The sequence below is a fragment of the Porphyromonas sp. CAG:1061 genome (genome assembly GCF_000435035.1).
Classification (GTDB): Bacteria; Bacteroidota; Bacteroidia; order Bacteroidales; family Porphyromonadaceae; genus Porphyromonas_A; species Porphyromonas_A somerae.
On the sequence record NZ_HF988932.1, the window covers coordinates 27,469 to 39,064 of the forward strand.

Here is an 11,596-nt window from a genome sequence, read left to right on the forward strand (position 1 = left end):
ATTAAGAGTGGCTACAATAGTCTTGAAGCGTTGCTCGCCTTGAACCTTATCAAGCTTCTCCCAACGCTCAAGTATCTGAAGCTTCAGCAGATAGGTGAGCATTGCATTGATTGAGAAAATGTCTGTAAAGGTTACCTCATCTAGCAGGTTCCACTTGTATTCATCAATTCTCTCCTCTCTGATAGCCAAGTCCTTCTCATCGGCGATCCTACGCATTGCATCAACCATCTCTCCCTCTGGCAAATATGCAATTTCATGCCAATTGCCCTCTCGTAAGAGCTGATGAAGCGGACGCGTACCAAGAATATATTGCTCCCTTTTTAGCTTGAATTGGTCAGCAGTTATTGCCGCAAATATGGCTGCGATATCATATTCCAAAGCAAACCACTTGCGTAAAAAACTATTGCCATGCTTCTGAATATAGTCGGCATAACCCATCAAAAGTAGATCGCTATAAAAATAGGACTGATTGACCCCCTCCATCTGCTCCTTAAGGTAGGTAGTAACGAAGTCAATCATATATTGGGGATAGACGCCTTTAGGTAGTCGAGGGTACTCAAGCTCTTGGAAAATGGTCACTGCATTACGCTCTGCCTCTAATCGCTTACTTATCGAGTCAATCAAAGTCCTCAATTTCTCCTCACCAAGTACATACAGTTTACCCTCCTCTTCAGTTGCGGAACTATCACGAAGGAGTTGCAAAAGGAGGGCGTTGTCTTCTCTTAAGAGAAGCAACTCCACCTGTCGGCGATCTCGCTTGGTTGCCTGCTTTAGGAGGATATCTACAAAGTCTCTACTGGTGAGGGCATGATTGCGATAGTCACCCTTTTTGAGCATCGGAAGTTGAGCCCCTAGTGTATAGTATTCACTCATGGTCTGTCCTTCTTCAATCAGGTTATGCGTTCTTCTCTCCCCCAAATAAGATTTCACGCATACGTGGACGCATAAATTCTGTGAAGTACTTCGTAAATGCCTCTTTACTTACATTTATCTTGTAGTCTGCCCCCTCTGGAGAGATATCAAAGTTAGCTGCCTTACCAGCCACCTCCTTAATCGTTACTCCATTATCAAGCACCTCTTTGGCCTTAGATCGGATATAGCCCTCCAATGCCTCTGCATCGCTAGTGGTGATCTCTACCCCCTTTGAGTTATCATTAAGGGTCTGCTTAGCCATTTCCAATACCACCTGGTATAGAGACTCAGGCTTAGCAAAAGTCTCATCAATGGCTGCTTTGACCGCCTTACTATTGACCAAGTCGGTAATCTTAAGGAGAAGAGACTCCTCTGCGCCATTAACCATATTCTTCACCTCAGTAACAGATTGTTTCCTGATTTGCTCTGCTTCTGCTGTGGCATTGGCTATAATGGCTTTGGCTTTTTCTTCCGCCTTCTCCATCACTGCTTTGCTCGAACGCTCAGCATTAGCTACGATTTGACCTGCTTCGGCATCAGCTTTAGCTACGCCATCCTTGTAAATCTTCTCGGCTAACTCTTGAATTTTATTGTCCATAAACTACTTATTATCTCTTCCGTCGCTATTATAGGTTTTCAGAGCAAAGCTCTGTATTTTTCCAAAGCTACAAATAATATTATTCCCTACCAACGATAATTTGCTATAATAAGAAAAATTATACTTTGTTCGTACTGAAAGTGGGGCTAATTGGCTACTAGTGGCTCTTCTGGCTCTAACTCTTGTTGGTTTTCTACAGGGAGTGCCTCATCATTTGCTGTCTCTTTGTTCTCGGGCTCATTAGATTCCTCACTAGTTCGCAATTCCTCTTCCTTCTTGGCTAAAGATATCTGTTGAAGGTAAAGGGGGTGATTACTTTTCTGCAATTTTAGGAAAAGCGTGAAGCGAGGATTTGGGGGAAGACTATCGGGTAGAAGTAATCTGCTCTCCAGACGAAGCGAATTAGTTAACAATGAGGTTGATATTTGCGAACCCTTTATTTTATCAAACCGATACCCATCTTGATTTACGATCAGCAACTGCACTTCTATATCAAGCATATCGGGTAACTCTCCCACCCCTATTACACTCCAGAGCAGTGAGTCTGAGGGCTGTAGATCCTCACTATTGTATATTGACTGAGTATAAATAAACAGTCTCTCCTTAGCAGGAATGTAGAGCCGTTTGTCTGTGGACCAAAAGCTCTCCCCTGGCTCAAACCGCACTCTATATTTAAGTATAGAGTCGGTAAGAAAAGTATCCACCACGGCTTTTGAAGCCTCCAATTCGGCATTGATTTGCGTATAGATGTCGGATAATTTGTGGGCATTGGCAGAGTACCAGACGAATGAAGAGTCGTACTCGGCACGAGTTACCCCATGCTTTTTAAACACCCCTTCGTAGGATGAAATTGCAATAGAGTCAGAGTAATTATTCTGCTGTAAGTAAGCCTCAGTGAGAATCAGATCCTTAGTGATGGCTCTCATTTTCTTCTCTCCTAAGACACCAAATGGCTTTTGGCACTGAATCATTAGGAGCATCAGTAAAAGAAATATGGTGCCCAGTCTAAGCCTCTTCATCTTCTTTAGCGGCAACTTTATCCTCTTCCACACTCTTCGAACCGCCTAGCAGATGGCTAAATGAGTGGGCATAAAAAAGGATGAGACAGACAACCCCTACAGAGATGCAAGCATCCGCAAAGTTGAATATCGGTCTGAAGAATACCAATTCCTCTCCGCCCCAAAAAGGCATCCACTCTGGCCAAGTGGTATTGATGATAGGGAAGTAAAACATATCAACCACTTTGCCGTGAAGCCAATTGGCATATCCTCCTTCCTCGGGAAAGAGAGTAGCTATCTGTCCATAACTATGTGAGAATATCTTTCCATAGAATATGGAGTCAATGATATTACCGACTGCCCCTGAAAAGATAGCTACCATACAGAGTAGGAAACCAATAGAGTACCGACCCTTGATGATTTTAGCTACCAACCACGCAATGGCTACACTCGCCACTATGCGGAATATCGTGAGGAATAGCTTATCTATCACCTCCCATCCAAAAGCCATCCCTGGGTTTTCAGTGAAATAGAGGTAAAACCAATCGGTCACATGAATGCTCTCGCCAAGCATCAAGTGGGTTTTGATCCATATCTTGATAGCCTGGTCTATAAGTAGCAGTGCGAGAGCAAATAGAATAGCTATCCACGCACGCGACTTTGTAGTGTAGCGTGCATCTAAAGCCATAGTGGTTGAACGAACCATAAAAGACTTCCCTATTACTTATGTCCCGACTCCTTGGCCTCTATACTTAGTGTAGCGTGAGGTACAGCACGAAGCCGCTCCTTGGGGATAAGCTTTCCTGTGGCTCTACAGATCCCGTAAGTGCCATTCTCAATTCTCACAAGTGCCGCCTCAAGGTTTTTAATAAACTTCTGTTGCCTTGCCGCTTGGCTTGCAGTCTCCTGCTTTGAGAGGAGCATTGCACTCTCTGTAAGGTTTTTATATGTAGGGGTGGTATCGGTAATATCGTTACCATCATTCGTATCCAGCGTAGAGACCAGTAGGTCATAGTTGCGACGTGCCTTAGCTAGCTTCTTCTCTATTATCTCGCGGAATTCTTGTAGTTCCTCCGGACTGTAGCTATTCTTTTCCATATCTCTATCTCTATTCAAAACGTTCTTAACTTACTCAGCTTTATTAATCAGGATGGAGAGACTCACCTCCTCATCTAGGTCTAGTGGCTCACCCTCATTATGGAGATCTCTCATCGTGATCTCCAAAGCTTGCACTTGGGTGGCGATATAGTCGTGATGAGCTTTGAGCACCTCCTCGATCTGACTATTATTCTCGAGTACAATATTTATCTTATCCGATACGTTGAAGTCCTTCGCCTTACGGATATTCTGAATTCTATTCACCAGCTCCCTTGCCAATCCCTCAAGTCGTAGTTCGGGAGTGATCGTCTCATCGAGTGCCACTGTAATGGCTCCCTCATTCTGTACCAGCCAACCTGGCACATCATCAGAGATCACCTCTACTTGGTCTAGGAGAATCTCCTTGCCAAGGTACTCCAACTTCCCATTATTCTGGAAGTCAATAATATCTTTATTCGATAACCCTCCGAGATAGGCAGCTACTTGCTTCATCTCCTTACCAAAGACAGGGCCTAAAGCCTTGAAGTTGGGCTTAATCTTACGCTGAACCACATCGGCCGAAGTATCGGCAAACACCAGTTCCTTTACATTCACCTCATTAAGGATCAGCTCCTTCACCCTGTCAATTGCTTCGCGTGCTACCGCATCGTCGGTAAGCACTAAAAACTTAGAGAGTGGCTGACGCACCTTGATATCCATACGACGGCGAAGTGCTAGCACCATACTGCTGATTCGCTGTGCATAGTCCATCGACTCCTCTAGCCCCTTGTGGATCAGTGTTTCATCCGCTTCGGGGAAGACCGTGAGATGAACCGATCTATCACCATTGGTAAGGTCACGATATAGGCGATCTGCATAGAAAGGCGACACTGGAGCGATAAGCTTCGCAACGGTCACCAGACAGTGGTATAAAGTTTGGTAAGCAGAGACTTTATCCTCGCTCATACCCCCACCCCAGAAGCGCTTACGTGCTAGTCGCACATACCAATTGCTCAATTGATCATTTACAAAGTCCGAGATCGCACGTGCTGCCTTGGTTGGCTCATAGTCGTCCAAGTCAGTAGTTACCTCCTTAATCAAACTATTGAGAGCCGAAATGATCCAGCGGTCTAGCTCCGGTCTCTTTTCGTAAGGAATCGCCTCACTCTCTGGGTCAAAATGGTCAATATTGGCATAGAGTGCAAAAAATGAGTAAGTGTTGAAGAGAGTGCCGAAGAACTTACGCTGTACCTCGTCCACCCCATCCATATCAAAGCGGAGGTTATCCCAAGGCGATGAGTTACTAATCATATACCATCGGAGCGGGTCAGATCCCTTCTCCTCAATCGCCCCAAATGGGTCTACGCCATTGCCTAGGCGCTTACTCATCTTATTGCCATTCTTATCCAATACCAATCCATTGGAGATGACATTCTTAAAGGCGACACTATCAAAAATCATGGTGCTGATGGCGTGGAGCGTAAAGAACCACCCACGAGTCTGATCCACTCCTTCGGCAATAAAGTCGGCCGGATAGAAGCCGTGGTCATCAATCAGCTCCTTATTTTCAAATGGGTAGTGCAATTGAGCATAAGGCATCGCACCAGAGTCAAACCAAACGTCAATGAGATCCTTCTCACGGTACATAGGCTGCCCTGAGGCACTCACCAGTACAATCTCATCTACATAAGGGCGGTGTAGCTCAATACTTCCATAATTGTCGCTACTATTATCGCCCACCACAAATCCAGCATAAGGGTTCTGCTTCATCAGCCCCTTAGCAACCGATTTATCTATCTCCTTTTTGAGCTCCTCTACCGAGCCAATACAGAGCTCCTCACGCCCATCTTCTGTCCTCCAAATTGGGAGCGGGGTGCCCCAGTAGCGAGAGCGGCTTAGGTTCCAATCCTGAAGATTCTGGAGCCACATACCAAAGCGTCCAGCCCCTGTACTTGCAGGCTTCCAGTAAATCGTGTTATTGAGCTCCTGCATACGCTCCTTAAGGGCGGTACTGCGGATAAACCAACTATCCAATGGGTAGTAAAGAATTGGCTTATCGGTACGCCAGCAATGAGGGTAGCTGTGGCTCTGCTTTTCAATCTTAAAGGCAAGCCCACGCTGCTTCAGCTGCATACAGATAGATATATCGAGCGTCTCATCCTTATCGGTGAGCTGCTCATCGTAGCTATTCTTTACAAATCTACCCTCAAACTCTTGATAGGCCTTGGCATCCATCTTCTCACTTACGAAGTCAGGGTCTAGTTCCTCAAGGAGGAAGTACTTACCTTGTAGGTCCACCATTGGACGCTCTTTACCCTCCTTATCAAGTAGCATCAGAGCTGGCACCCCATGGGCATTCGCCACCTTTTGGTCATCAGCACCAAACGTAGGTGCAATGTGTACAATACCCGTACCATCTTCTGTCGATACGAAGTCACCAGTAATCACTCGATAAGCACTCTTTCCAGGGTTTACCCAAGAGAAAAGTGGCTGGTACATCATTCCCTCTAGGTCACTGCCAGTATAGGTTTTGATTACTCGATAAGGCATCACTTTCGCCCCCTTTTCAGGCATCTCCATAGGTAGCTCCGCCCCTTCTGGGTTGAAGTATGCCGAGAGTAGTGGCTTCGCCAAAATAGCAGTCATCGGCTCTAATGAATAGGGGTTGTAGGTCTGTACAGCCACATATTCAATCTTTGGTCCTACAGCAAGTGCTGTATTACTTGGCAAAGTCCAAGGAGTGGTGGTCCAAGCGATAAAGTAAGCCGTGCCGTGTGCAGTCAGCTCTTTTGCAGGCTCTTTGATCTCAAACATCACCGTCGCCATCGTATCCTTGACATCTCGGTAGGTGCCTGGCTGATTCAGCTCGTGAGAACTAAGTCCAGTACCTGCAGCCGGCGAATAGGGCTGAATCGTGTACCCCTTGTAGAGCAATCCCTTCTCGTAGAGTTGCTTTAGTAGGTACCAGAGGGTCTCAATATAGCGATTGTCGTATGTGATGTAGGGGTGATCCATATCCACCCAATAGCCCATCTTCTCCGTGAGGCTACGCCACTCAGCAGTGTACTTCATCACCTCCTCACGGCAAGCCTGATTGTACTCCTCTACACTGATTTTACTTCCGATATCGGCCTTGGTAATGTGCAGACGTTTCTCCACACCAAGCTCCACAGGTAGTCCATGAGTATCCCAGCCAGCTTTACGCTCTACTAGGTACCCCTTCATAGTCTTGTACCGACAAAATAGATCCTTGATAGTACGTGCCATGACGTGATGGATTCCCGGCATGCCATTGGCGGAAGGAGGTCCTTCGTAAAAGATAAACCTAGGTGCCCCTGCTCTCTCAGCTAGGGAAGCCTTGAAAAGATCTTCAGCCTGCCACTTCGCAAGCATATCTTTATTGATATCTGATAAGTTCAGTCCGCTATGTTCGGCAAATCGTTTGTTGCTACCCATACAAGTTATCGTTATTTATAGATGGCTCTCGCCATCTTTTTACTCTTGATTTAATTAATGTGCAAATATACCTCTTTTCAATTAGATAGCCTTAGTACAGTCCGAGAACTTAGGGGTTACGCATTAGAGTTGCAAATAAACTTTTCGCTCGTCCACCACGTCCGACTTGTCTGACCCGTCCGACTTATCCGATCTGTCCGACTTATCCGATCTGTCCGACTTGTCCGACTTGTCCGACTTGTCCGACTTGTCTGACTTGTCCGACTTGTCCGACTTGTCTGACTTGTCCGATAAGGCACCCCCGATTAATCGCCCTCTAGTAAGGACCTCGAAGATCCTTACCCCATAGCCTCCCCCCTACGAATACCATACGGTAAGACCATTCTAATGCGTAACCCCAGCTCCATCTTGAGGGTACACACAATAATAGAGCTACTTCAAAACCGGATAGCCTGCATCTAACCACCCAAGTATACCGTCCTTGAGATTGACGATGCTGTAGCCCTCCTTTTCTAGTTCCTTGGCGGCCATCATACTCCTCTTGCCCGAACGACAGTAGAGATAAATTGGCTGGCTCTTGTCTAGTTGCTCACATACCTTTTTCGTAAAGCTTGGGCCCTGCACATTAATATTGATCGCAGACTCTAGATGCCCCTCGGCAAATTCTTCCGCAGTACGGACATCAAGAAGCTGTACCTCTGAAGCCCCGCTAATTCGTTCTTTGAATGTAGCAGAGTCCACCGTCTCTATCCTTTGTGATGCTTGGCACGATCCAAAAAGCATTGCAAATATCCCCATAATGATGCTGTAGTAAAGTATTCGTTTCATTTATATCTCTAACGTTATTATCATTTGCATGGTGTACACCTAACTACACAAACATACCAATAATTGCACAGACAACAGACAATTACCGCCCCACCCCGCTAGGGCAACGCATTAGAAGAGACTGTTGTATGAATGGTCAAATGCAAGCTGTTGAATAATGGCGTAAGGACCTCGGTAGAGGTCCTTACTCATAGACACCTCGCTAAAAACCATACGGTAAGAACCTTCTAATTCGTAACCCCTGAGGGTACCTACTACCTAGAAGGAATTGTCTCGAGTATATTGTAGGTAATTAATTAAAGAGAAGGCACCCCAAAAGGGAGATTTTCACAAGAGCCCATTTATCAACGATTAAAGTAAAACCTCGGAGGGGTTTCATGGACTAATAACCCAAGCTTCCCCCTGAAGGCGAGCGTCAGCGAGCCTGAGGGTGAAGCTTGGGTAGCGATGTCACCATTATATCACACTACCCCGAATGGGTTGCATATCCACAGTAACCTATGGATACCAAAGTGCAACCCCTTCGGGGTAGTAGTTTGCGGTCTATTCCTCTTCCCAACCTTCTCCTCGCAGGTACGTTTCGCATACCAGCGAGGGGGAAGGCTGGGTTAATACACCGTGGAAGCCCTTCGGGCTTCTATCATCACCCCTCTTAATAGGATCTGAAATAGATATTTGGTAGGACATCCATAGCACTTATTAAAACCACTGAAATCATTGACCTCTAAAAGTCATTCGGTGTTTTTATGGCATTCCGTTCAGTGTTTTTGTGGTGGTAGGTAGGAGAGTACACGAGGTGAAAAATAGAGATTGTTGCAAGAAGTTTTACGCCCTAGTTAGTAGAGCAAAAGTCGAGATGCAACAAAGCAATTGCCGAGATGCAACTAAGCATTTGCTTTGTTGCAACTAACCGATCGCTTAGTTGCAACTCGGCAAACGCCAAAATAGGCTACTGATTATCAACCACTTACAAACGCCTTCCCAACAGCCTACATTTCACCAGAATTCGGTATAACAAAATCGTCCTACAACGTCTTAGCCGATTTGAAGGAAACTGTGTGAGAATTGCATGTCGTGCAACACTCTCAAGGGGGGGGCAAGGGTTATTTTCCGTTATGGCCAATGAGCTTTTTCTCCCTTAGTACTTCATAGCGGGGGATAATCTCGTTCCGTACCACTTCGCTCCAGGAGGAGCCGAGCTGTTGGGAGACGTGGTCGGCAACCTTATCAAGGTGTTGGCGGTTATTCACAAGTTCACGAATCTTATCGGCGTAGGCTTGTGGGGTACTCTCAGAGGTAAAGCCATTCACGCCCTCCTCCACAAAGATGGCACAGGTACTCTCACGTAGCAGTAATGAGGGGGTGTGCATGGCAGCGGCTTCTCGAATCACATTGCCAAAGGTATCATAGAGTGAGGGGAAGAGGAAGAGGTCGGCAGCAGCGTAGTAGCTCATCAATTGTACGCGGTCTGATACCAAACCAGCAAACTTCACCTTCTCCCCTAGCCCAAGGGCGATTGTCTTCTCCTCAAACTGTTCTTTGGCATTGCCTGTCCCCACAAAGAGCATTCGAAATGGGAGGTCATCAAGCAGAGCCAAGCTATCCAAAATGAGGTCGATATTCTTATGTACAATGTGCTGGCCTACGAATAGGAAAAGGGGCATATCATCTGCCAGGCCTAGCTCATGGCGACATGAAACCCTTGCTGATCTCCAATCCACTCCAGCGGTCTCAATGCCCATTGGCACGATCTCAACTGGGCCGTAGTAACCATACTCAATCAGTGTCTTTTCGATAGAAGGGTCGGCGATCCACACCTCATCGGCACTGGTATAAAACTTTACGATCTTCTCTACCACAAGCTCGGTAATCCCTTCACTTTTGGTGGCTTGGTAGATATCATCCCAATACTTAGAGTGAAATGTAGCGATGAAGGGGACCTTATTCTTTCGGGCTATCTTTCTGCCCAGTAGTCCTACAGAGAATGGGCTATGACAGTGGACAATATCAAAGTCCATTCCCTTCACCTCCGAGAGCACAGGGCTAGGAAGTGTGGAAAAAGCATAGCCATAGGGCTTGCGGTTACGCAATAATATAGTAGGCAATCGCTTTACGTCAAAGGGCTCCTGAAAGGGCTCGCCCTCCGCATTGGCAGTCACCACCGACAGATCTACACCGGCTTTATGTAACTCTAGTGCCGTATAATACTGCCCAACCCCTACCCCATCTATCGCGGGTGGAAAACTATCTACAAAAATACCCAACATAGTTACTTACATCGTCCTCAAATCAATAATAAAAAGATGGGCTAGTGAGACATCTCCTCACCGGTCTCATCGTAATAGCTAAAAAGGAAATCGTCGTAAGGGAAGCGAGTGACGTGGATCTCCTTCACACGCTCGTAGAGACGCTCTTTTAGCTCTTCAATCCCTAGCCCCTCTTTGGCCGAAATGAATAGTACGTCCTCCTCACCCTGCTTCGCCATCCAGGTCTTTTTCAGCTCCTCCAACGAGATATTTTCTTTGGTGGCTGGCGTGAGGTCGTCCTCATCTTTGGGTTCAAAGGTAAAGGCATCAACCTTATTAAAGATAAGGATTGTGGGCTTTTTCTCTCCGTCGAGTATTTCACTGAGGGTTTGATTGACCACTGCTATCTGCTCCTCAAAGGCGGGATGCGACACATCAACTACGTGGATAAGGATATCGGACTCCTTGACCTCATCAAGTGTCGACTTGAAAGACTCTATCAGCTCGGTCGGGAGCTTTCGGATAAACCCAACCGTATCGGAGAGAAGGAATGGCAGGTTCTTTACCACCACCTTGCGGACGGTAGTATCGAGGGTGGCGAAGAGTTTGTTCTCGGCAAATACTTCGCTCTTGGCTAGAAGATTTAGGATAGTAGACTTCCCCACATTCGTATAGCCGACTAGTGCCACTCGCACCATCTTACCTCTATTCTTGCGTTGTACCACTTTCTGCTTGGCGATCTTATCTAGCTCTTCTTTGAGCTTGGCAATCTTATCCAATACTATTCGGCGGTCGGTCTCTAGCTGAGTCTCACCAGGTCCACGCATCAAGGCACCTCCGCCTCGCTGTCTATCCAAGTGGCTCCACAATCTCGTTAGTCGTGGAAGGAGGTAATTGTATTGAGCCAGCTCCACCTGTGTCTTGGCGTGAGCTGTGCGTGCTCTGGAGGCGAAGATATCTAGGATAAGGGAGGTGCGGTCTAGCACACGCACCTTGAGCTTTTGCTCGATATTACGCATCTGATTGGGGGATAGTTCGTCGTCGAATATCACGGTTCCTATCTCGTCCTCCTCTATTTTATCGGCAATCTCCTGGAGCTTGCCACTTCCTATAAATGTAGCTCCGTTGGGGTGCTCTAGTCTTTGCGTAAAGCTCTCCACTGCCTGTATCTGTGCGGTATGTGCTAAAAAGGCCAATTCCTCTAGGTACTCATTGACCTCTTGCTCCGACACATCGGGGGTCACGAGGCCCACAAGGTAGGCGCGATCGGTAGCTGCATCTGTCTTTATAAAGTCTCTCATTTCTATTCTCTCTTTGGCTTATTCACAAAGGTACAAAAAAGAATAGATACACTTGAGATAGGAATACTTGCGGTACAGGGGTTACGCATTAGAAAGCTCTTGCCGTATGGTTTTTAGCAGGGTGTCTTTGAGAAAGGACCTCGGCAGAGGTCCGACGGATCCTAGTCCCCACGTCGGAGG

General features: G+C 46.5%; 9 protein-coding genes (1 of these 9 cut by a window edge). All 9 read right to left on the reverse strand.

The features are described from left to right. Positions 1–873: the 5' portion of a DUF2764 family protein gene (locus QVO39_RS06810; protein WP_021903546.1), read on the reverse strand. Its footprint begins 21 nt before the window's first position; 873 of the gene's 894 nt are visible here — the first part of the coding sequence; the start codon lies at positions 871–873; its stop codon lies off the left edge, out of view. Between the two features lie 22 nt (positions 874–895). Further along, on the reverse strand, positions 896–1,510 hold the full coding sequence (locus QVO39_RS06815) for an ATP synthase subunit E (protein WP_021903547.1): 615 nt from the start codon (positions 1,508–1,510) through the stop codon (positions 896–898). A 146-nt stretch (positions 1,511–1,656) separates the two neighbouring features. Next, entirely contained in the window at positions 1,657–2,529 is an 873-nt protein-coding gene (locus tag QVO39_RS06820; RefSeq protein WP_021903548.1) for a DUF4296 domain-containing protein, read from the reverse strand. Beyond that, the gene (locus tag QVO39_RS06825) at positions 2,516–3,196 is read right to left on the reverse strand and encodes a lipoprotein signal peptidase (protein ID WP_288171891.1); all 681 of its coding nucleotides are present in this window, start codon (positions 3,194–3,196) and stop codon (positions 2,516–2,518) included. Before QVO39_RS06825 ends, QVO39_RS06820 begins: the two co-directional genes overlap by 14 nt. A 32-nt stretch (positions 3,197–3,228) precedes the next feature. After that, positions 3,229–3,606, reverse strand: coding sequence for a TraR/DksA family transcriptional regulator (locus QVO39_RS06830; RefSeq protein WP_018027994.1), 378 nt, complete (start codon positions 3,604–3,606; stop codon positions 3,229–3,231). Between the two features lie 30 nt (positions 3,607–3,636). After that, positions 3,637–7,041, reverse strand: a complete 3,405-nt coding sequence (gene ileS / locus QVO39_RS06835; protein ID WP_021903550.1) for an isoleucine--tRNA ligase — start codon at positions 7,039–7,041, stop codon at positions 3,637–3,639. Positions 7,042–7,473: 432 nt separating this feature from the next. Continuing rightward, the gene (locus tag QVO39_RS06840) at positions 7,474–7,869 is read right to left on the reverse strand and encodes a rhodanese-like domain-containing protein (RefSeq protein WP_021903551.1); all 396 of its coding nucleotides are present in this window, start codon (positions 7,867–7,869) and stop codon (positions 7,474–7,476) included. Between the two features lie 1,103 nt (positions 7,870–8,972). Then, complete coding sequence (locus QVO39_RS06845; RefSeq protein ID WP_021903552.1) at positions 8,973–10,136, reverse strand: glycosyltransferase; 1,164 nt, start codon at positions 10,134–10,136, stop codon at positions 8,973–8,975. A gap of 41 nt (positions 10,137–10,177) precedes the next feature. Beyond that, positions 10,178–11,416: a GTPase HflX gene (hflX, locus tag QVO39_RS06850; protein ID WP_021903553.1), complete on the reverse strand. Its 1,239-nt coding sequence runs from the start codon at positions 11,414–11,416 to the stop codon at positions 10,178–10,180. Positions 11,417–11,596: the final 180 nt, after the last annotated feature.